Origin of the sequence: Methanoculleus sp. (genome assembly GCF_036677455.1) — an archaeon.
In the GTDB taxonomy this organism is placed as follows: Archaea; Halobacteriota; Methanomicrobia; order Methanomicrobiales; family Methanoculleaceae; genus Methanoculleus.
Genome location: NZ_JAVBWL010000023.1, coordinates 32,429 through 52,683, shown reverse-complemented (window position 1 = coordinate 52,683; position 20,255 = coordinate 32,429). Strand labels below are relative to the sequence as shown.

Below are 20,255 nucleotides of genomic sequence, written 5' to 3'. Positions count from 1 at the left end.
GAGACCTTCGGGTTCTCCTGGACGTTTGCGAGCGTCTTCTTCATGAAGTTGTCCGCGATCCAGATCGTCTCGTCGTCGACGAGCTCGACGAACCCGATCGGCACCACGTTCGGCCACCCGTCCTTTGAGGCGGTAGCGACCGGGAAGGCCTTCATCGTCCGAAACGCCGTCTTCATCTCTTCAGTAAGTGCAACCATCAGATTTCACCAGTATATTCTCTGAACTACACGTTAATATAGTTGTCCGTTAGAAAACTGTAGTTACGGTGGCGGTGCTACAGAACTGTGACCCGGTAACCGATCCTTTGCAGAGGCAGGTATGTACCATGGAAACTACGACCGAACTATCCGAACTCAGCGCTCTCAGGCATGAGGTTGCAGAACTCCGGAATGAGATCCGGCAATACGCCGTTCCTATCGACCGGCAGGTCGACCGGCTCTTCTCCGAGTCCCGTCGGCAGTGCGCCGAAGCCGCCGTTCGCGGACATATCGAGAATGCAAGCGAGTTGATCGGCCGCGAGGTTTCAGGTTGTCCTCACGGAGGGCAGTGCAGGGCCGCTTTCACGGCTCTCTTCGAGAGTGCGCTTGAGCACCTGAAGACCGGAGAGTTGCCGGCGGGATCCATCAGCATCATCAGGGAACAGCTTGCAGAACTGCAACGGCGCGCCCCGGCCGATCATTGCGCTCCTTGTTTTCAGGAGGCGAGGAGGCAACTTGACCGCCAGTTCCGGATGCTTGAGGCGCTCCGTGTCTACCAGGGGGACGAAGGGGAAGATAGCGTCATCGATGCTCTCTCGCCGGAGGATGTCGCGAGCAGGATCTGCTATCCCCTGAGCAGTCCGCACCGGGTACGGATCCTCAAAGCGCTGTACCTGAAGGAACTGTCGTTCTCCGACCTTGCCGTGATCACCAATCTACGCGGGGGCAACCTCCTCTTCCACCTGGAGAAACTCCTGGCGGCCGATCTGATCCGCCAGCACAAGGACCGCGGTGACTACAGCATCAGTCTCGGCGGCTACGAGTTGCTCATGACGCTTGCGAAGTTCTGTCGCAGGGGCCGGACGGGTCTCCTCCCGGAAGACCCCTGATATTTGCCGGTAAGGATGACCTGAAGCAGGGTTGCCGCACGGGGAATGGGGAAAATTTCATGGTTCAAAGTCCACGACGACGGCCGAGTGGTCGCTCAACCCCTGCCCCCGCAGGTCGTGCAGGTACCAGCACGCCGTCGGGTTGAGGCGCGTAGACGCGAAGATGTGATCGTAACGTTTACACTTCGGGACATCCTCGGGCCCGCGGTCGGGACACCAGCTGTACTCCCGGGCCCGGTAGCCGTGCAGTCTCCGGAAGGTGTCGGGAAGGTCGTACTCCGCAAGGCCGGAGAGGACGTTCATCTCGGCGTTATACCACCATCTTCTCGGCCGCCCGAGGTACTCCTCGTTCTCGGAGACTGTAGTATAGGTCCCGTCCGGGAGGATGTCACGGTAGAAGGGGATGATCGTCCCGTCAGGGAGTTCCGCCTCGGGGACGTGGAGGTCCCCGCAGAGGACCCGCGGGCGTGCGGACCGGACAGCAAGGCGCCGGTAGATCCCGACCAGCGTCTCCGCCTTGACGATCTCGTTCCTCCGGCCGCCTATCGCCGTGGGGACGTGAGCGTTGTGGACCTCGAACTCGCCTGCAGGTGCGCTGACGACGGCCGAGACCACCCGCTGCCTCCACGGGATGTCGAAGTCGAGCGGGTTCAACGGCGTTAAGGGATACCTGCTCGCTATCAGGCATCCGAAGTCCTTCGCTTCGCCGGCCGGCGAGCACTGCTCCGAGAGCCGGGAGACGTTGTATGCGAACTGGAAGGGGTCGTTCGCGTTTCGGGCGCGGAGGTCGTTCAACCGTTCAGCCATATAGGCCACCCGGGCGATCTCCACGAGAGCAAGGCTATCTACGGTGTAGAGCAACCCGTAGTTCTCCAGTTCCTCCCGGAAGATTGGCAGAGCCCGATCCGTCACCTCCTGGAAGGCGACGATATCCGGAGAATGCTGGCAGACTGCTTCAACCTTCTTCTCCACGCTTCTCAAGCCGGAGCGAAAGAGATCCACGTTCCATGAAATGAGCCGCATATGCCCTGTACATGGATATTAACACTCCTTGTTCATTAATACATCGAGTTTCAAACGGTGCTACAGGGCCAGCCAGGGACGTTTGAGCGGCCGCCGCAGAGCAAACGCAAAAAAGGCGGGAATCTCCCGGGCAGCATCGGCCCGGGAGCCGTTCCCGCAAGAACCCCGTGTCCGGTGCTGTTTTGCCCGCGGGCAGGGGAGCATCTCCCGGCAGGCCTACACATACACAGTGCCGCTTCCACTCGTTTCGCCTTGCGACGTTATCTCTTCCTCCGGCGTTATCTCTTCCTCCGGCGTTATCTCTTCCTCCGGCGTTATCTCTTCCTCCGGCGTTATCTCTTCCTCCGGCGTTATCTCCTCTTCCGGCGTTATCTCCTCTTCCGGCGTTATCTCTTCCTCCGGCGTTATCTCTTCCTCCGGCGTTATCTCCTCTTCCGGCGTCACCTCCTCTTCCGGCGTCACCTCCTCTTCCGGCGTCACCTCCTCCGCAACCGGCGGCACGAGCCCCGCGTCCCAGTCCGTCTGCTCCTCACCCTGAGCGAGGTCGAACTGCTCCGTTGTCCCGTCGGCAGGATCGACGGTGCTGTCCTGGCCGGCGGGGCTGAAGGTATAGCCTTCCGGCGGCGAGAACCTCAGGGAATACGCTCCCACGGCGACCCCGGTGAACCGGTAGGCGCCGGTGTCATCGGTCGTTGTCGTCCCGGCATCCGTCCCGTCGGCACCGAGGAGGGCCACCACGACACCCGACATGCCCGTTTCATCGGCATCCCGGACCCCATCGGCGCTCGTGTCGTTCCAGGCGAACCCACCGACGGCACCGGTCTCCACCTCCGCTACGGTTGCGTTCAGCCCCGCATCCCATGTGAGGTTATCACCCGCGAGTGTGAAGGGCTCAGTCCTGCCGGTCTCTATCCCGACGTCGCTATCCAGCGTATCGTCGCCGGCGTCCGGCGTAACGAAGGTGAGTTCAGCGGGCGCCACGACCTCGATGATGTAGGTCGTGCCGACGATGCCCTCGAGGGCGTAGCGGCCGTCTTCCCCGGTCGTGGTCTCGACGGCGGTCCCGGCCGCATCCGTGACCGGGCTGCCGCTCTCGTCCAGGAGCCGCACGGTGACCCCGGACACGCCGGGCTCACCTTCGCTCTGGAGCCCGTCCCCGTTCGTGTCGTTCCAGACGAGGTCGCCGATGGTGGCGTTCTCCTCCGCCCCTCCGGCGGTCGTCATATTCGCGCCGGCATCCCAGTCGAGCTGCGTCTCGTTCTCGGCGAGCGTGGTGCTTGCCGTCCTCCCGGTTACCAAGTCAGCGTCGCTGTCGGCGGCGTCGTCGGACCCCTGGTCCATCGTCGTGAAGTTGTAGCCTGCCGGTAGCGCGAAGACCAGGTAGTACTCGCCCGCGGAGAGGTTTGCGAAGATGTAGGCCCCGCCAGTATCCGTCGTCGTCGAATTGATGAGGGTCTCATTCGCGTAATAGAGTTTGACGGTGGCATTGGCGATGCCTTCTTCACCCGTATCCTGGACTCCGTTCCGGTCCGAGTCGTCCCAGACAAGGTCACCGATCTCTCCTGTGGCCGGCGGTGGCGGTGGCGCCTGCTTGCTCAGTCCGGCATCCCACCGGCACTGCTTCTCTCCTGCCCTGAGCGTGATCTTACCGGTCCTGCCGGTCTTCAGGTCGGCATCGCTGTCCTTTGCATCGTTCCCGCCGGCATCTTTCCTGGTGAACGCGTAACCTTTCGGAAGGCTGAATTTGACGTAGTAGTCGCCGGGCTGGAGGCTGCCGAAGAAGTATTTGCCCCGGGTGTCGGTCTTTGTCTGCTTTACCACGGTCTTGCCGTCGGACCCCAGCAGTTGCACCCCGACGTCCTTGATACCCTTCTCACCCGTATCCTGGACGCCGTTGTTGTTGGTGTCGTTCCAGACGAAGTCGCCGATGCACCCGGTCTTTGGTCTGGGTTTGGGAGTGGGCTTCGGCGTCGGCGAGGGGCACTGCGCGGGGCAGACCTTCGGTGGTTTCGGTGGCTTTGCCGGCGGCTGCGTCACGGTCTTTGCTTTCGTCGCAAGTTTCAGGACCCAGGCGTCAGTCTCCGGCGTGCCGCCCTTCTTCGTCTCGTTGAAGGTCCCGGCAACGACATACTCGGATGCCGTCGTCTGGATGACCGACGCCGCCCGGTCGCCCGGGTTCACGCCCCCGATCTCGAGTTCGCCCTCGACGGCTCCCTTGCTATCGAGTTTCACGACCCAGGCGTCGTTGTCGAGAGAAGAGGTCCCGCTCCTGCCGGCAAAGAGGTATCCGCCGTCACGGGTAGCGATGATCTCGCAGGCCGACTCATTGGTAGCAGCATCGCCGTAGGTCCAGTTCCACACGATCTTCTCGTCCTGCTTCATCTTCACGACCAGGGCATCGTCTTCCGTTCCCCCGGATGCGGTGCTGCTCATGTAACTCCCCGCAAAGACGAAGTCCCCATCCGGCGCAAGGACGATCGACCTCGCCGCGTCGTCCATCGCACCCCCGAAGGTCACGTTCCACCGCTCGGCCCCGGAGGAGTCGAGTTTCAGGACAAGGGCATCCGACCCGAACGCATTAAACGACTCCGTGCTTCCGGCAACCCCGATATCGCCGGAAGCGGTCTCGACGACGGCGTACGCCGAGTCATTAAGTCCCGGCTCCCCGAAGGTGGTGTTCCACTGCTCGTATCCGCTCCCGTTGAACTTGATCATCAGGGCATCGGTATCCGGCTCTCCCCAGTCTGCGATCCGGCCCGCCACGATGTAGCCGCCGTCCGAAGACTCTATAACCGCCGATGCCGAGGCGTTGACATCCGGACCGCCGAAGGTCCGCTCCCAGAGGACATTCCCTGAAGGATCGGTCTTCACGAGCCAGACGTCGGTATCCTTCCTGGTCTCTTCGGTCACGTAGGTGAATGTCCCTGCGAAGAGAATGTTCCCGTCCGAGGTGTTGATCCCCGCGCGGGCGCTATCTTTCTCCGGATCGCCGTAGGTGCTGTTCCATCGTTCGTCGCCTGTTCCGGAGAGGCTGGCCAACCAGGCGTCGGTCTCTCCGGCACCGAATGCTTCCGTATCCCCGGCGAAGACGTACCCTCCCCCGGGAATCTGGACAATCGAGTATGCTGAATCATTTACACCAGGTTCGCCGTAGGTCTTGTTCCACACCACGGAGATGTCTACGGCGGCGGCACCGGCGACAGTTACCAGTGCGTAGACGAGTATCAATAAGATCAAGAAACCATTTCGCTTTCCCATCATGCTAACCCCCGAATGGTTTGTCCCGTCAGACAGGTGCGGGAACGCTGTTGCCCGGAGGCATTCGAATTCTGGTGTGCGAGTGGACGGGCAATTTCGGGTGACGATCCAGGACCGTTGAGGGTAATGTGGGGATGCCCGGAAGAGTGCGGTTTCAGTTGATCATCTATGAAGCAGCTGTCGATGTGGTAATCAATGCGCCTTTTATCTGCGGTGAGGGGATAATATTAATAAATATATATTAATCTTACCATATTATTGCAAACAAGTCTGATCCGGTAATCATCCTGTAGATTACAGCCTCTCAGGTGTCCACCGGACAAGAACGCCTGCGGCCCTTCACCTGGCAGCGGCCTCTTTGCTGTCGCGTCACCCGCTCCGGCGCTCCGGTCCGATCCCCTTGGCAATGCAGTGCTTATCGATAGCGTCAAGAAACCTTCTGCCGTAACGTTTCAGTTTTCCCTCGCTGACGCCGTATATCTGGAGGAGTTCGACGCCGGTCGCCGGGTAGCGCTTCGCCATCTCCTTGAGACTCCGGTCATGGAAGACGACGAACGGCGGCACACGCTCGAGGTCGGCAACGACCTTCCGGAGCTGGCGGAGCCGGAGGAAGAGGGCCTCGTCGTAGTCCTCCTCGACCTCCGCCGCGACGACGCCCTCTGGACGCGGCTGGGTGAGCGGCACCGGGAGGTCGCCCGCGAGCACCGCCCGGCTCCGGTCGTTTGATACGAGGACCGGGTAGCGGCCACCGGTCGACGTGATGAACCCCTGCATGACCATCTCCTGGATGAAGAGCAGCCACTGGTCGCGGGTGTAGCCCCTGCCGGAGCCGTGGGCGGGGAGGGTATCGTGTCCGTTTTCGCGGATTCTCGCGGCTCTGGACCCGGTCAGCACGTCCGCAATGTAGGACGCGCCGAAACGCTCCCCAACCGCCCGGATGCAGGCGATGACCGCCGATGCAGCCTCTGTCCCGTCGAAGACCTGGACCTGCGTCTCGCACCGGTCGCACCCGCCGCACCGCTCCTCGGGGTAGGTCTCGCCGAAGTAGGCGAGCAGAAACTTCCTCCGGCACCCGGTGGTCTCGCAGTAGTCGAGTACTGCTCCCACCTTCCGGTAGGCTGCGTCCTTCCGGGTCGGTTCGACGCACTCCTTCTCGATGAGATACTTGATCGTGTTGTAGTCGCCCCGGCTGTAGAAGAGGATGCAGTCGGCCGGATCCCCGTCTCTCCCCGCCCTGCCGGTCTCCTGGTAGTAGGACTCGATATCCTTCGGGAGGTCGGTGTGGATGACGAACCGCACGTCGGGCTTGTCAATACCCATGCCGAAGGCGACGGTGGCGCAGATGATCATGGCGTCGCCGTGGGAGAACGCCTCCTGATGCTCTTCGCGGACGCTGTCCGGGAGGCCGGCGTGGTAGGGGAGCGTCGAGAACCCTTTCTCCCGGAGTTTCTCCGCGAGGTCTTCCGTCGCCTTCTGGGAGAAGCAGTAGATGATGCCGGCGCTGTCCCGGTGCTCGGTGAGGTAGGCGACGAGCCTCGGGAAGTAGCGGGCCTTCGGCACCACACGGTAGGTGAGGTTTGTACGGTTGAAGCTCCCGACGAACCGGGCCGGGTTCGAGAGAGCGAGCTCGACCGCTATGTCGTCCTGGACGGCGGGGATGGCGGTCGCGGTCAGGGCGATGATGGGGACCGAGGGGAACCGCTCTTTGAGCACCCGGAGCCGGCGGTACTCGGGCCGGAAGTTGTGGCCCCACATCGATATGCAGTGCGCCTCGTCGATGGCAATGAGCCGGACGTTCGCCCGGGCAAGGAGTGAGAGGAAGGACTGCTGCACCGCCCGTTCGGGAGAGACGTAAAGGACCCGTATGCGGCCTTCGAGGATCACGCGCTCGATGATCCGCTGCTCCCCGTAGCCGAGCGAGCTGTTGATCGTTGCCGCCGCAACACCGTTTGCCCGGAGGCCGTCGACCTGGTCCTTCATCAGGGCGATGAGCGGTGAGACGACGACCGTGAGCCCTCCCCTTACGAGGGCCGGGAGCTGGTAGCAGAGGGATTTGCCGCCCCCGGTCGCCATGACGGCGAGGACGTCGCGCCCCGCGAGGACGGCGTCGATGATCTCTTCCTGGTGGGGGCGAAACGACGTATAGCCGAAGTATTTCTCTAAAGCGCTGTATTTTGCATCCATTGCGTCACGAAACCCGATCCGGTAGATGGTTGGACCGGGGCCGGGATAGCGTTTGTTGTTGGTCGGCACCCGCCGGATCTCCCGGGGTAGCCGCGATACGCCCCGGGAGCGGTAGTAATCGCGCTCGCAGCCTTCTCGCTGCAGGCCCCGGGAACGCTTGCCTCCGCTCTCCCTGCATCGGAGTGCATATCCGCAGGAAGCGCGCGTACTTACTGGTATGAAGAACGTCGATATGACGATCGAAGGGAACACGCTCACCATACGCGTGGATCTCGGAAGAGATTTCGGCGAATCGAAGAGCGGAAAGTCGATCACGATCGCCTCTACCGAGGGCAACGTCGCGGTGCCGGGGCACGAGGAGATCAAGATCGGGCTGAACATCTACCGGAAGAAGTGAGCGGCCGGTCACGCGCGGGCGCCGGCGCCGGCGCACCGGAGCGATCCCCGGACCACCCTGATGGGGCAGCGGTCGCAGAGCGGCGTCTTCCTGCAGACGTTCTTTGCCAGGCAGACGATCTGGGCGTGGTAGTCGTTGAAGAGTTCTCTGTCAGGAGCAAGGTTGTCAGCGAAGAGGTGCTGCATCCGGTCGTAAGACGCCCCTTCGGGGAGGAGACCATAGCGCGAGAATACCCGCCGGGTGTAGGCATCGACGACGAAGACCGGCTTTCCACAGGCATACAGGAGGATGGTGTCCACCGTCTCCTTTCCGAGGCCCCGGAGAGCGAGCAGGCGCTCGCGCAGGGTATGGGTCTCGACGGCCACCATCACCGCCGGGTCAGCCCGGTACTCCGCAACGTAGACCCGGGCAAACTCCCGGATCCGCTCCGCTTTCTGATTGTAGAACCGGGACGGGACGATCAGGGGAGCGATATCTTCGGTCTTGGCCAGAGCGAGCAGGCCCGGATCGAGCATCCCGAAACTTTTCAGGTTTTCTACGGCCTGCGCCGCGTTCGTCCAGGAGACGTTCTGAGTGAGGATGGCGCCGACCATCGTCTCGAACGCCGTCTCCGCCGGCCACCAGTGCTGGTGGCCGAAGGCATCCCGGAGGGCGCCGTAGATGTCGAGCAGGTCGGCGGTGAGGGGCGCCGTCACCGGCGCCACCACGCCTTCGCGGCGATCGGCATCTGCCAGTCCGTCCCGAAGGCCCGGCCGGTCACCCTGAGCCCGGGGGCGGCCTGGCGGCGCTTGAACTCCGCCTGCCCGACCATCCGGAGGACCTCCCGGACGGTCTCCTCAGGATACCCGGCGGCGACGATCTCGTCCGGTCCCTCGAAACAGTCGACGTGGCGGTGGAGGATGGCGTCGAGGAGGTCGTAGGGGGGGAGGGTCTCCTGGTCGGTCTGGCCGGGCCGGAGCTCGGCAGAGGGGGGCTTTTCGAGCACCCGGCTGGGGATGACGGGTCCCTCTGTGTTCAGCCACCGGGCAATCCTGTAGACCATCCCTTTCGGGACGTCGGCTATCACCGCAAGTCCCCCGGCCATATCCCCGTAGAGGGTAGAGTAGCCGACCGCGACCTCCGACTTGTTCCCGGTGGAGAGGAGCAGGGAGTTGAACTTGTTGGCAAGGGCCATCAGGACGGTCGCCCGGATCCGGGCCTGCAGGTTCTCCTCGGTGGTGTCGTGGGGCCTGTCGGCAAAGACCCCCGCGAGGACTCCGTCGAACGCCTCCATCATCGGGGATATCGGGAGGCAATGTGTCCTGATCCCGAGGTTCCCTGCAACCTCCCGGGCGTCTTCGATACTCTCGATCGAGGTGTAGGGGGAGGGGAGGAGCACCCCGACGACGTTCTCCGGCCCGAGCGCCCGGGCGGCGACTGCGGCCACGAGCGACGAGTCGATCCCGCCGGAAAGGCCGAGGAGGGCCGATCCAAACCCGCACTTTCTGGCGTAGTCGCGGGTGCCGAGGACCAGCGCCCGCCAGGTCTCGGACTCCGGGGACCAGTCGTCGGGAGCGACCGCCTGCGGGACGGGGCGTCCGATATCGACGGTCAGGACGTCCCCGGCAAAGGCTGCCCCGCGGGCGATGAGGGTTCCGTTCGCGGAAAAGACGGAACTCCGGCCGTCGAAGACCAGGTCGTCGTTTCCGCCGACGAGGTTCGCCCGGGCGATTGTGACCCGGTGGTCCCGTGCTATCCGGGAGAGCGCCTCCTCCCGGAGGCACTGCACGCCTGCGGCAAACGGCGATGCGGCGAGGTTCACGATCACCTCCGGCACCGGCCCGGTGCACCGGATCTCCTCGCCGATCGAGACCCCTACCGTCATCGCGCCGAGGCGAAGGATCCCCGGGTTCCCGGCCGCCGGCTCGAAGTAGCGGTCTTCGTCGAGGACGCCTGAAGAGAGCCGGGTCTTCCGGAACGTCTCCCCGACCACCCCGTCCCTGAGGAGGGCGGCGGCGTTGAAGGCCGGCCGGCCGGTCCCGGAGAGGTTTGGTGCGGCAAAACCGACGAGCACCGGCGGCGCATCGGCGAGGTCGGCCGCAAGGTCTTCTAAGACGGTGAGGCCTCGCTCTATGAACCCCTTCTCAAGGAGCAGGTCCCGGCAGGGGCAGCCGGGCAGCGAAAGTTCCGGGGCTACGACCAGGTCGGGCCGGTGAAGCGCCGCCTCCTCGACGCCCGCCACTATCCGGTCGGCATTGCCGGTGAGGTCGCCGACGACCGGGTTCACCTGGAGGAGTGAGATCTTCATACTGGTTCCCGGGGTAGTTCGATCTATATTGGCAAAACAGAAGGCATATGCTTTTGCATATCCCCCTCCGGAGTCGACGCGCATATGCTTTTGCATACGCCCGCCTCCCGGGAAGGGAGGGGGCCGCCGGCGCCGGAACTTTGCTCAAGCCAGGTAGGCCCTGCTGGCAGCGGGACGAAAACGCTTCGTTGCGTCGTCGAGCCCAGAAACAAGCCGTTGTGCGAGGTCAGAGGGCCGGTGCGGGGATGCACGCGATCCGAAACCTCGCGTTCGCCGCTGGCGAGATAGAAGGCCCCGTGCACCCTCCGCCACGACTCAGTCGTCGTAGATTACCGGGGCTTCTGCATCATCGTCGATGTCGTCGGAGAACGGGACATCGACGACGATCGCGCCATCCTCAAGGATATCGCCGATCTCGATGTATACCCCTGCAGGGAACTCTCGCTCTTCTGTTCTGCCGTCAGAACGTTTGACATACGCCCACATGCTGTGCCTCCATGAATCCATTCTTCCAGGCTCCCGTTGCACCGGACCCGGGCAAAGCCCGCGATCCCGTGCATCCCCGGGAGCATGCTCCTATTCCAGTATCAGATAATAGTCAAATAAAGATTTTCCGGTGTAAAACCCGTAAGATACTCTGGATATTCCTGATTTTGGGGCACTTTGTGCAGAAGCGCGAGGTGGTCCGGGGGAGGAGGCTACCCGAACGCGATGCCTGCCCCGGGGAAGACGGGGGCCCCACACCCCGCCGCTGCCCGGACGATCTACAGTCACCTATATCATGGCAGCGGTCAGGAGTGCATACATGCGTATCGGGATCCTCTCCGACACACACGACAACCTCCAGATGGTGGATGCGGCCGTAGGGCAGTTGAACCGGGAACGGGTAGACCTGGTGCTCCACGCCGGTGACTATGTCTCGCCGTTCGTGGTTCCCCGGCTCGCAAACCTGCAGTCACCCCTGATCGGGGTTCTCGGGAACAACGACGGCGATCATCACCTCCTCTCGGCACGATTCGCAGAATACGGGCACCTCAGCCTCCGGGGTAGATTTGCTGCCGTCACCGCGGGCGGCATGACGATCGGCCTGCTCCACGGCGATGACCGCGAACTCCTGCAGGCGCTGATCGGGCGCAAGGCCTTTGATGTCGTGGTCCATGGTCATACCCATCAGGCGGGGGTCCGGACGCCCTGTGGGGCTGTGGTCGTCAACCCCGGGGAGGCCTGCGGTTACCTGACCGGCCGGCCGACCGTCGCCATTCTGGATACGGTGACCAGGGACGTGGAACTGCTCACCCTGTGACCCGGGAGGAAGCGAAAAAATAGTGTGGTGCGGTTATACCGCACCAGTGGGCTCTTTGCCGAACTCTCTCCCGAGATCCCAGGCCGGAGTGCCGGCATTTCCGAGATCCGCCCTGAGGGTCGCCCCGGAGAGATCGACGGAGGCCGGGACATCGAAGTAGAGATAGCCTTTTTGCGATTCATACCGCTCGAGCGTCTTTTTCTCGAACGAATCCCCGAATAAGGTGACCGGTGGGACTTCCAGGGGTGTAAACGCCGTCCCCTGGTAATCAAGGACGAACGCGTCCCGCCCGGGACTCTCGACGGCATAGTAACCGGAGTCTCCCTTGTGCCCGAGGTTCGTCGACTTGACGACCACGAGGAGGAAGGTGCGGCCTTCGCCTGCCTCTACCTGCGCCGTTGATGCATTGGCCGGAGCCTCCTGGTATGCCGCTACGGTCCGGGTAGACTCCGCGCGCAGCGAGACCATATTCTCGCCCGACGAATCGTCGTAGGTGTAGCGCTCCCCGATGGGCAATACCTCCGGCGCCGGTGTGTCTGAAGCCGGGTCGGTCCCGGCCGGAACGGCAGGCGCCTCCAGGGGCCGGGTGGCGGCGACCTGCTCGTTCGCAGGCACGCCGGTACTGGCCGGCTGCATCGTGATGCTCTGCTGGCTGACTCGTTCAAGGCTCTCCGACGCTATGGAGAGATCCCTGAAGGCAGTCGAGACCCCATCTTCGCCGGTATCGATCGGGTCGAGAAGCGTCTCACTTGCCGCGGAGTAGGCACCGAGCGATCTCACGAACTCATCCTTGACGGGCTGCTGTTCCGGGGAGACCCGGAGCGGCTGCACCTCGGCGAGCATCCTGACGGAGAGTGCATGCAGGTCGTCTGCCGCTCCAGCGGCAGCATCTGCGTCTTGCAGGTAGAGGGCATGGGCATGCTCCATCGAGAGTCGCATCAGACGTATGCCGGCGGTCTCGATCAGCCCTGCCAGCCGTTCATCGTCGTAACTGTCGGTCCCGTAGGAGGGTGGGTCAACCGCAGGAACCGGAGTGACGGGCCGGGTGGTGTTATTCGTCTCGGCAGGCATCACCCGCTCTTCACCGGAGCCAACGAGGGCTCCGAAGATCCCGGTCGGGAGAGTACCCGAGGTGTTCTCCTTTCCCGGGGGTGCCGGGATTGTAACCGGGAGTTCTCCCTCGTCCGGGAGTGTCGGGACCACATCCGGGGCATCTTTACCGTCGAGGATCATTGAGATGTCGAATGGTGCCGATTCGTTCTCCGTCGCCAGAAGCTCGTAGAAGGAGAACTGTATCAGTTTCCCTGACTCCAGCGCCGTGAGCCCCTGGCCTGAGCCGGCAACGGCTGGCGCAGAGAGAAGGAATCCCGCGCAGATAGCGATTCCAAAGAAAATTAGAGCGTGCTCATGGTGCTTGCTCATGTGCATTTTTCTTTCCGTTGTAATATATAATAATTATTATATTGTCTGATGTAGAAAACGGCTCCTTTAAAAAAACCGTTTCTCATACCGGTGGAGATTTACCAGTTCCCGTGCGGCGTATCTGGTTGCAAAACCACCGTTCCGGGAGTCGGAAGAGGGGCAGTCGGTAGAAGAGGCCCTGTCCGGACATCCCGCCCGGGACCGGATCCAGGGAGGGGGCAGGACCCGCCGGAGAGCGATGCCGCCAGCTGGCCCGGCGACTGGACCGAGTATCCCGGCAATTTTATCGAGTATTTCGGAAATTGGGCTTATAATACATGGTCCTCTCGTTTTCCCGGGAAAATGGCTCTCTCTCCTGTGGAAACTTATATGTACTCTCACGAATTACCGGGAATACGAGGATGCCTGATGGAGATCGTGAAGATTCCCAATATGAGTAAAGACGAGTACGACCAGCTCATCGCAGAGGGGTTTCTCAGCCGCATCGCGTTCCAGGGCGGTAAGTACCCATATATCGCCCCGTTCCTGTATGTCTTCGACGGAAAGTTTCTCTACTTCCTGGCGACCAAATACGGCAGGAAGAACGACCTCTTCCGGCAGCACCCGTACGTTTCCGTCGAGATCGAGAAGTATTCCAGCGACCTCTCCTGTTACACCTTCGTGACCATGCAGGGTTATCTGGTGCAACTTGAGGACGCGATCGAGAAGAAGCTCGTGAGGGAGAAGTTCGTGGAGATGATCCGGGCGCACAACCTCTCCCGGAACGTTCTCGCGGCACTCGGCCACAAGCCCGAAGAGCCGCTTGAGGCGATCGCCTCCGAGGAGCGCTCGAACATCTGGAAACTGACCGGCGTAACCGATATTGTTGCGCTCAAGAACTTATAAACCCAATTTTGCCGGGCGCGCAACAATTATATGACCGGCGGGTATGGCATACCTGTGGTATCCGGATCCCGCCTTGCGGCGGTCGCTCTTCTCGCCCTGTTCCTTGTTGTAATCCCGGCTCTTGCCCATGTCCCCTTCTTTCCCGGTGATGGCTCCTCGCCGGAGTCGGCAATAGTCGTCGACGACCCGGCACGGTCCCGGGTGATCTACGATACGCTGCCCGACGGGCCCGCCGCCAGGTACTACCGGTTCCGGGTGGAGGAAGGGGAGCGGATATACGCAACGCTCCAGGTCCCGCATGTGGGGGGGTTCGTCCCCGGCATGGTGCTTGTGGGGCCGGGAATCGAGGGTTCCGGGCAGGTCCCGCTGTACGTCGAGGTTCCGGAGGGCGCCGGTGCGGCGGCAATGCCGGGACAGTTCCCTGCTCAGCCTGAATACGAACCATTTACGCCGTCGAAACTCTACCCGCTTGCCCGGATCGATATCACGGCACCGGCGGCCGGCGACTATACCCTTGCGGTCTATACATCTGGCGAGGGCGGGAACTACGCGCTTGCGCTCGGCTTCGTCGAGTCGTACACCCTCGCAGAGTGGGTCCATATCCCGATCGACCTTGTTGCTATCTACCGACACGAGGGGCAGTCTCTCCTCCTGATATTCGCCCCGATGATCATCGTCCTTGCAGCTGGGGCCGCCCTTCTGTTCCGGCGGCGGAGATCGCTCTCCCTCTTTGCGCTGGCCGGAGCGGCCGCAGGCCTCCTCTTCATAGGGGGCGGCGCCATGACTCTCTTGCAGACAGCCATTGCGGCCGCGGGGACGGATCCCGGCGCCGCCATCCTCGTGACCCTCGCGCTCGCGTTCGTTCCCATGCTCCTCGGTGCCCTGGCACTCCGGGTTGCCCTGCGGGAGCAGATCGGGGCGGGGGAGCGTGCCGCCATGGTGGTGCTCGGCGTCCTCGGCCTGTTCGTCTGGGCGGGACTCGTTGCCGGGCCTCTGCTTGCCTTCGTTGCCGCTCTCATGCCGGCACGAGGCCGCATCACTCGATGAGCGCTTCAAGCATCGTGCGGGCCGTACCCACCAGAGTATCGAGCCCCTCCGGCGTGGCGGTGCCCCTCTCCATCCAGCGGATGATCCCGCGCCCATCCAGGAGATAGATGTGGGCGAGCGACGCGTCCTTGATCGCGTAAGCCCGCCGGCACCGCTCGATGTCCCCGGGTATGGTCAATACCATGTCATGCTGTGCCGGAGGGACGCCGCCGCGCAGTCCGCGGCTGATGCGATCGGCCAGGGACCTGCCGATGAGGTTGTCTTCGACGACTGCTACAAGATAGGTCTTCACCCGGGAGTTTGTGGTGAACGCCCCGGTAAAGGGGCCGCTCCATGACTCCTCCATCGACGAGGCTGATTCAAGGAAGGCGAGGACGATGAGCGAGACTTCGCCCTCCGCGTCGTCGGGGAGGGTGACGACTCGGCCGGTGAGCGACGTGGCGAGAAGGGTGGGAAACGTCCTCCCGATGGCCGCTGGCACCGGTTCGGTGGTTGCTGCCGTTCCATGCATGGCCTGCGGGTGGGGCGCCTCCCAGATAAATCCTCTCACCGGCACCGGCGTTGCAGGAGCATTCCGTCAGGCACTATACCTATGAGCCGCAATACCCTCCATCAGGAGGCATATGATCCGGATCGGGGAAGGATGGGAGGAACTCGCGGCTGCGCTCGCGGCAGGTGAGAGGCCTGAACGCGTGTATGTCGTCGGATCGACGGACAGCGGCAAGACGACACTCTGCCGCTACCTCGCCGATGCGGCATCGACCCATACACGGACCGCGTACGTCGACTGCGACACCGGACAGTCCCGGCTTGGCCCGCCGACGACCGAGGGGATGGTCATCTGCCCCGACCCGGGAGACCCGCCCGCCCGACCGTATCTCCGGTTCGTCGGCTCGACATCCCCCGGCGGCCACTTCGTCCAGACGCTGACGGCCGCAAAGCGTCTCGTCGAGAAGGCCGCCGAGCTCTCGGCCGGCGCCGTCGTCATCGATTCGCCCGGCCTCATTGCCGGGGGGGTGGGCGCCGAGTTCCAGTTCCAGATGATCGACCTGCTCCGCCCCACGCAGATCGTCGCCCTCCAGCGCGGGCGGGAACTGGAGCGGCTGCTCGCGAACTTTGCCCGGTACCCCGGAGTCACGATCCGCCGGTTTCCGGTATCGCCGGCGGCCGTCACCCGGACTGCACTCGGGCGGCGGCGCTATCGCGAAGAATGTTTCAGGACTTACTTTGCCGATGCCCGACCGCAGGCGATCTCCCTCCGTGGGCTCGGCCTCCAGGGCCGGGTGCCCGACCTGAGGAATCCCTGTGGAGTCCGGGGAAGGCTCGTCTCCTTCAACGGCCCGGAGAACTTCAGCCTCGCCCTCGGCATCGCCCGGGAACTGCATCCCCAGGAGCGCGTTATCGAAGTTCTGGTCCCGTCCTTTGACGATGCCGCCGTCGCGTCGGTCAGGTTCGGCTCGCTCTCTCTCGACCTCGATGCAGACCCCGGCTCGGTGGAGTCCTTCCGGTCCTGAGCCCTTCGCTTCACGCCGGGAGGAGCGAGAGGAAGAGTACGTACACCGCCGTCTGGGCGATGGTGAGCGGGACGCCGATCCGGGCAAACTCCCCAAACGTCAGCGTCTCTCCTTCTTTTTCCGCGCACTGGATGATGATGACGTTGCTTGCCGCCCCGAGGATCAGCATGTTCCCGGCGATGGTGCTCCCGGCTGCAAGCGCCATCAGCCCGGCTGTGGAGACCCCGAGGTGCTCGAGGACCGGGAGGGCGAGGGCGACGAAGGGGACGTTCGAGACGAACTGCGAAACGATGACGCCCATCACGAGGATGACCGGGACGGCGGCGAGGTCGAGCGAACTCTTCTCGATGAGCGGCTGGAAGAACCCCGACTGCCAGACGCTCGCCATCAGGACGAAGAGGCCGGCGAAGAAGGCCAGTGTCGGCCAATCGATCCGGCGGATGATCTCGAACCGTCTCCTGCTCCCGACGAGGACGGGTATGGCCGCGGTGGCCGCGATCCAGGTCAGCCGGACCTCGAAGGCCGGGAAGAGCATCGCCGCGACGACCTTTGCAGCGATCAGGAGGACGAGCAGGATGAGGGAGAGGCGGGAGAGCGTTGCGAGGGTGGGATCGCGGATCTCCTCCTCACGGTGGACCAGCGGAGCTGTGTGGAACTCGCCCGGGAAGGCTCTCGCGAGGAAGACGTAAGCGAGCAGGAGCGAGATCGCCGTCGGGACGGCGAGGTAGAGGGGGAACGTGACGAACGGGTCCGGGACGCCGCCCGAGAGCGCGATGAGAAGGTTCTGCGGGTTCCCGATAGGGCTTACCACGCTCCCCGTCGTGATGGCGAACGCGAGCGTAAGAAGCAGGAGCTTTGGGGGGATGCCGTGCCGCCGGGCGAAGTAAAGCATCAGCGGGGTGCCGATGACCGCGAGTGTATCGTTCATCAGGAGCGCCGAAAAGAGGCCCCCACCAACGAGAATGAGGACGATCAGGTGCCGGACTGACTCTGCCCGGGAGAAGAGCCGGTGGGAGAGGTGGTAGAGGTAGCCGCTCTCTGCGAGCGCCTCACCGATCACGAACATGAAGAAGAGGAAGAAGATCACATCGAGGTTGATGGACGCGAGCGCATCCGCCGGTGTGATCGCCCCCGTCATCAGGACTGCCGCGGCCCCGAGGAGCATCACCTGCCATATGCGGAGGTTGACACTCCCGATCTTGCGGACTGCGATCAGGAGAAAGACGGTGATGAGAACGACGATCGGGATGAGGGTGTGCATGGTATCGCGGGCACGGGCGCGTGCGCATATCGATGGTTCGCCGTCTGCCCGAAAAAAGGGATCACCCGGGGCCGCGCCCGCCCCTCAGGTCTCCTGTCCGACGGTATAGTTGATGACGTTTTCGCAGATATCCCCGGAGTATTCCCCGATACGCCGGATGCTATCGGTAATCTGCCCTGTGGAGATCGCCGTCGCCGCTTCGAACTGGAGCACACGGGGGTTGATCTCCCGGATCTTCTCCTCGAGGTCGTTCACCCTCTGGAGCGTCGTATTTGCCTTCGTGATGTCGCTCGAATGAAACGCCTCCATGCTCCACGCGAAGATATCCAGGGCGAGCGCACTCGCCTCATCCATGAGGTCGAGCGTCGCCGCCTCGACCTCGCGGTCGGTCAGGGCGAGCGCGTTATGGGCAACCCGGGTGGCGTGATCGGCTATCCGCTCGATGATCCTGCTGACCAGGAAGTAATACGCCGCCTGGTTTACCGGGATGCCCATCCGCCGCGAGAGCGCGGCGTCAGCCCCGATGAGGTTGTCCTGCCGCGCGACGAGCCAGTGCAACCGGTCTACCTCTGTGTCCCGTATGATGACGTCCCGGGCAAGTTCTGCGTCGTGCGTCCGTAAGGTGGTCATCGCGTCCTGCTGCATGCCCCGTGCCAGCACATGCATCCTTTTCACGGTGTTCTCAAACGGCATCTCTGCGGGGTTAAGGAGATCCTTGACGGTTATCGAGGAGTCCGTCTCGCCGACCACCTCCTGGCCGATCGCCATCTGCGTGAACTCCCGGACCAGTTGCAGGACGAACGGCGGCATCCTTCCCTTTGATTCGAGTCGGATGGCCGTGAATCCGGCGACGTATGCCCCGATAAGGAGGCGGAGCAGGTAGGACCGGTCCGTCGTGGCACCGACCTCAAAGACCCTGGTCCGGTAGATCGCCTCTCCGCTGATCTTCGGCGTGATCAGGAGCGAACCGTCAGGTTGTACGATCAGCCCGACCGGGTCGTTTTTCTGTATGTTCGCGGACCTGATCCACTGTTTCGGCAGGGATACAATGTACGACGAGCCCCCGGTGATCTGGACTTTTCTGATCTCCATGGATGATACTGCGTTGGTGCCGGGAGGGTATATGCATTCTGGAGAGTATATATGTCACCGGTATGATCGGTGAGTAACTATAGTGGCATATCCTTCCCGGGACCCCTGCCCGCGCGGCTGTCGGCGGGCGAGTGCCGCCGCTACATCCACATGAGCGTTGTGAGCCAGAGGAGCAGGGTGAAGAGGATTATGATCGTTACGATCGACCTGATCCGGTACCGTCGTGCGACGGCCCTGTCTTTGGGAGCCCGGGGTTCTATCTTCATCAGGACCACGGCGACGAGTGCGCCTGCTATCAGTCCGACGATCTGCCCGGCCACCAGCACCACAGCGGAGGGAAGGACGGTGGGATCGAGGACCAGAACGATCCCGGCCACCACTGTCGGCGGGATGATGGCGGCGGCGATGGCGACCCCGGCGATGACCTCCGTCGTGCCCTTGCTGAATGCCACCGCCGCCGCGAAGCCAAGGAAGACCGCCATCAGACTGTAGATGGGGTTCAACACGAGGCGCGTGGCAATCTCGTCGGTCATCGTGAGCGGTACGACGAGGTTGATCAAGAAACTGGCGACTGCGGAGAGGATGAAGACACCCAAGAGCAGCGCCGCGAGCACGCCAAGGCAGCGCAAGGCGTTTTCGATCTTGCCGAGGGCGGCATAGACGGAGAACCCGTAGATCGGGCCCATGATCGGGGAGAGGAGCATTGCCCCGATGATGATCGTCGGGTTGTCGAGCAGCAGGCCGGAGAGGGCCACCAGTCCGGCGATGGACGTCAGCGCGAGTTTTTCGAGATCGAGTTCGCCGTAACCCTTGACGGTATCGAGCAATTTCTCGACCGGCGTCTTCTCTTCCTTCTTCTCGACCGTCTTCTCGGCACGTTTCAGGAGCGAAGAGATGACGAACTCGGGTTTCGAGACCTCGATCATGTTCTCGTTGTACCGGAGATCGAGTGCGCCCTGGATCTTTTCGATCAGTTCATCGAGGTTCTCGTCCGGCGTGTATATGGTGATCTCGTAGATGTTCTGAACGAGCGATACCGTATAATGGAGGCCTTCGAGAACCTCTTCTACCTTCTCGTGCCCGTCTTCGCGCACGTGAACGACGATCTTCTTCATGTCGCCGCCCGGCCGTCGGCGGCTCTACCGATGCGCGTATCACCAGGGCGCGCGAGTTTCCGTGTCTCCGGGCCTGTCCCATGCCGCGTGCCTGGCCACAGGCTCTCTCCGGGAGCCGATCCTGCAAAGGCAGGTGCTGCACCATGGCAATCGGCAGGTGCACGGAGGCGGTGCTCCGCCAGGCAGCGATACGGGTATTTGTGGGTGAGATATATCAACAAGGCGTCCCCCGTCATCTGATCGGTGGGATCTTCGGCGTCCACGGGAGCGATCCGGGCGACATTACGGTCCACAAAGTGAATAATGGCGGTGAATGAACATAAATGTTGTCGGGGCATAGGAGAGCTGAGACTACCCGGGTGTCGGCGGTCTCGGCGACG

The 20,255-nt window shown here is 62.8% G+C and carries 19 protein-coding genes; 7 read left to right on the top strand and 12 right to left on the bottom strand.

Annotated features, from left to right (window positions below; all coding sequences use genetic code 11):
- Nucleotides 1–197: pyridoxamine 5'-phosphate oxidase family protein (locus V6K60_RS05935; RefSeq protein ID WP_332449596.1), on the bottom strand; the 197-nt coding region annotated here is incomplete at its 3' end.
- 128 nt (nucleotides 198–325) lie between these two features.
- Between V6K60_RS05935 and V6K60_RS05930 the strand changes: the two genes are divergently transcribed.
- Nucleotides 326–1,087, top strand: a complete 762-nt coding sequence (locus V6K60_RS05930) for a winged helix-turn-helix domain-containing protein (protein ID WP_332449595.1) — start codon at nucleotides 326–328, stop codon at nucleotides 1,085–1,087.
- A 57-nt stretch (nucleotides 1,088–1,144) separates the two neighbouring features.
- On the opposite strand, the gene V6K60_RS05925 is transcribed toward V6K60_RS05930, so the two are convergent.
- The 3 genes from V6K60_RS05925 to recQ form a co-directional block, all read right to left on the bottom strand.
- Nucleotides 1,145–2,110: an endonuclease/exonuclease/phosphatase family protein gene (locus V6K60_RS05925; RefSeq protein WP_332449594.1), complete on the bottom strand. Its 966-nt coding sequence runs from the start codon at nucleotides 2,108–2,110 to the stop codon at nucleotides 1,145–1,147.
- A gap of 216 nt (nucleotides 2,111–2,326) precedes the next feature.
- Entirely contained in the window at nucleotides 2,327–5,338 is a 3,012-nt protein-coding gene (locus V6K60_RS05920; RefSeq protein ID WP_332449593.1) for an SdrD B-like domain-containing protein, read from the bottom strand.
- Between the two features lie 399 nt (nucleotides 5,339–5,737).
- A complete protein-coding gene (gene recQ, locus V6K60_RS05915) occupies nucleotides 5,738–7,621 on the bottom strand; it encodes a DNA helicase RecQ (RefSeq protein ID WP_332449592.1) in 1,884 nt (627 codons plus the stop codon).
- A gap of 148 nt (nucleotides 7,622–7,769) precedes the next feature.
- Here recQ and V6K60_RS05910 point away from each other — a divergent pair, with 148 nt between their 5' ends.
- Nucleotides 7,770–7,949 carry a hypothetical protein gene (locus V6K60_RS05910; protein WP_332449591.1) on the top strand — a complete coding sequence of 60 codons (180 nt, stop codon included), beginning with the start codon at nucleotides 7,770–7,772 and terminating at the stop codon, nucleotides 7,947–7,949.
- An 8-nt stretch (nucleotides 7,950–7,957) separates the two neighbouring features.
- Here the strand turns inward: V6K60_RS05910 and V6K60_RS05905 are convergent, their stop codons facing one another.
- From V6K60_RS05905 to V6K60_RS05895, 3 genes are all read right to left on the bottom strand, one after another.
- Nucleotides 7,958–8,644 carry an endonuclease III domain-containing protein gene (locus V6K60_RS05905; protein WP_332449590.1) on the bottom strand — a complete coding sequence of 229 codons (687 nt, stop codon included), beginning with the start codon at nucleotides 8,642–8,644 and terminating at the stop codon, nucleotides 7,958–7,960.
- On the bottom strand, nucleotides 8,641–10,236 hold the full coding sequence (locus V6K60_RS05900) for an NAD+ synthase (RefSeq protein WP_332449589.1): 1,596 nt from the start codon (nucleotides 10,234–10,236) through the stop codon (nucleotides 8,641–8,643). Before V6K60_RS05900 ends, V6K60_RS05905 begins: the two co-directional genes overlap by 4 nt.
- A 315-nt stretch (nucleotides 10,237–10,551) precedes the next feature.
- Nucleotides 10,552–10,743 (bottom strand): hypothetical protein, encoded by a 192-nt coding sequence (locus tag V6K60_RS05895; protein WP_332449588.1) that lies wholly within the window; start codon nucleotides 10,741–10,743, stop codon nucleotides 10,552–10,554.
- 298 nt (nucleotides 10,744–11,041) lie between these two features.
- Between V6K60_RS05895 and V6K60_RS05890 the strand changes: the two genes are divergently transcribed.
- The gene (locus V6K60_RS05890) at nucleotides 11,042–11,539 is read left to right on the top strand and encodes a metallophosphoesterase (RefSeq protein WP_332449587.1); all 498 of its coding nucleotides are present in this window, start codon (nucleotides 11,042–11,044) and stop codon (nucleotides 11,537–11,539) included.
- Nucleotides 11,540–11,572: 33 nt separating this feature from the next.
- On the opposite strand, the gene V6K60_RS05885 is transcribed toward V6K60_RS05890, so the two are convergent.
- On the bottom strand, nucleotides 11,573–12,961 hold the full coding sequence (locus V6K60_RS05885; RefSeq protein ID WP_332449586.1) for a hypothetical protein: 1,389 nt from the start codon (nucleotides 12,959–12,961) through the stop codon (nucleotides 11,573–11,575).
- A 408-nt stretch (nucleotides 12,962–13,369) separates the two neighbouring features.
- Between V6K60_RS05885 and V6K60_RS05880 the strand changes: the two genes are divergently transcribed.
- Nucleotides 13,370–13,846 carry a pyridoxamine 5'-phosphate oxidase family protein gene (locus V6K60_RS05880; RefSeq protein WP_332449585.1) on the top strand — a complete coding sequence of 159 codons (477 nt, stop codon included), beginning with the start codon at nucleotides 13,370–13,372 and terminating at the stop codon, nucleotides 13,844–13,846.
- A 54-nt stretch (nucleotides 13,847–13,900) separates the two neighbouring features.
- Nucleotides 13,901–14,893: a hypothetical protein gene (locus V6K60_RS05875; RefSeq protein ID WP_332449584.1), complete on the top strand. Its 993-nt coding sequence runs from the start codon at nucleotides 13,901–13,903 to the stop codon at nucleotides 14,891–14,893.
- Here V6K60_RS05875 and V6K60_RS05870 read toward each other — a convergent pair.
- Nucleotides 14,883–15,404, bottom strand: coding sequence for a hypothetical protein (locus V6K60_RS05870; RefSeq protein ID WP_332449583.1), 522 nt, complete (start codon nucleotides 15,402–15,404; stop codon nucleotides 14,883–14,885). The two genes, V6K60_RS05875 and V6K60_RS05870, sit on opposite strands and share 11 nt — an antisense overlap.
- 112 nt (nucleotides 15,405–15,516) lie before the next feature.
- On the opposite strand from V6K60_RS05870, the gene V6K60_RS05865 reads away from it, so the two are divergent.
- Nucleotides 15,517–16,407, top strand: coding sequence for a polynucleotide 5'-hydroxyl-kinase (locus tag V6K60_RS05865; RefSeq protein ID WP_332449582.1), 891 nt, complete (start codon nucleotides 15,517–15,519; stop codon nucleotides 16,405–16,407).
- A 10-nt stretch (nucleotides 16,408–16,417) separates the two neighbouring features.
- On the opposite strand, the gene V6K60_RS05860 is transcribed toward V6K60_RS05865, so the two are convergent.
- The 3 genes from V6K60_RS05860 to V6K60_RS05850 form a co-directional block, all read right to left on the bottom strand.
- On the bottom strand, nucleotides 16,418–17,668 hold the full coding sequence (locus V6K60_RS05860; protein WP_332449581.1) for an SLC13 family permease: 1,251 nt from the start codon (nucleotides 17,666–17,668) through the stop codon (nucleotides 16,418–16,420).
- Between the two features lie 84 nt (nucleotides 17,669–17,752).
- Nucleotides 17,753–18,760 carry a phosphate uptake regulator PhoU gene (locus V6K60_RS05855; protein WP_332449580.1) on the bottom strand — a complete coding sequence of 336 codons (1,008 nt, stop codon included), beginning with the start codon at nucleotides 18,758–18,760 and terminating at the stop codon, nucleotides 17,753–17,755.
- 140 nt (nucleotides 18,761–18,900) lie between these two features.
- Nucleotides 18,901–19,875, bottom strand: a complete 975-nt coding sequence (locus V6K60_RS05850; protein ID WP_332449579.1) for a TIGR00341 family protein — start codon at nucleotides 19,873–19,875, stop codon at nucleotides 18,901–18,903.
- A gap of 143 nt (nucleotides 19,876–20,018) precedes the next feature.
- Between V6K60_RS05850 and V6K60_RS05845 the strand changes: the two genes are divergently transcribed.
- Nucleotides 20,019–20,192: a hypothetical protein gene (locus V6K60_RS05845; protein ID WP_332449578.1), complete on the top strand. Its 174-nt coding sequence runs from the start codon at nucleotides 20,019–20,021 to the stop codon at nucleotides 20,190–20,192.
- The last annotated feature ends 63 nt before the right edge of the window (nucleotides 20,193–20,255 follow it).

Excerpts from the sequence above, each read along its gene's own strand:
- V6K60_RS05930 (WP_332449595.1), top strand. The coding sequence starts at position 326 with ATGGAAACTACGACCGAACTATCCGAACTCAGCGCTCTCAGGCATGAG.
- V6K60_RS05925 (WP_332449594.1), bottom strand. The coding sequence starts at position 2,110 with ATGCGGCTCATTTCATGGAACGTGGATCTCTTTCGCTCCGGCTTGAGA.
- V6K60_RS05910 (WP_332449591.1), top strand. The coding sequence starts at position 7,770 with ATGAAGAACGTCGATATGACGATCGAAGGGAACACGCTCACCATACGC.
- V6K60_RS05900 (WP_332449589.1), bottom strand. The coding sequence starts at position 10,236 with ATGAAGATCTCACTCCTCCAGGTGAACCCGGTCGTCGGCGACCTCACC.
- V6K60_RS05895 (WP_332449588.1), bottom strand. The coding sequence starts at position 10,743 with ATGGATTCATGGAGGCACAGCATGTGGGCGTATGTCAAACGTTCTGAC.
- V6K60_RS05890 (WP_332449587.1), top strand. The coding sequence starts at position 11,042 with ATGCGTATCGGGATCCTCTCCGACACACACGACAACCTCCAGATGGTG.
- V6K60_RS05885 (WP_332449586.1), bottom strand. The coding sequence starts at position 12,961 with ATGAGCAAGCACCATGAGCACGCTCTAATTTTCTTTGGAATCGCTATC.
- V6K60_RS05880 (WP_332449585.1), top strand. The coding sequence starts at position 13,370 with ATGGAGATCGTGAAGATTCCCAATATGAGTAAAGACGAGTACGACCAG.
- V6K60_RS05870 (WP_332449583.1), bottom strand. The coding sequence starts at position 15,404 with ATGCATGGAACGGCAGCAACCACCGAACCGGTGCCAGCGGCCATCGGG.
- V6K60_RS05865 (WP_332449582.1), top strand. The coding sequence starts at position 15,517 with ATGATCCGGATCGGGGAAGGATGGGAGGAACTCGCGGCTGCGCTCGCG.
- V6K60_RS05860 (WP_332449581.1), bottom strand. The coding sequence starts at position 17,668 with ATGCACACCCTCATCCCGATCGTCGTTCTCATCACCGTCTTTCTCCTG.
- V6K60_RS05855 (WP_332449580.1), bottom strand. The coding sequence starts at position 18,760 with ATGGAGATCAGAAAAGTCCAGATCACCGGGGGCTCGTCGTACATTGTA.
- V6K60_RS05850 (WP_332449579.1), bottom strand. The coding sequence starts at position 19,875 with ATGAAGAAGATCGTCGTTCACGTGCGCGAAGACGGGCACGAGAAGGTA.
- V6K60_RS05845 (WP_332449578.1), top strand. The coding sequence starts at position 20,019 with ATGGCAATCGGCAGGTGCACGGAGGCGGTGCTCCGCCAGGCAGCGATA.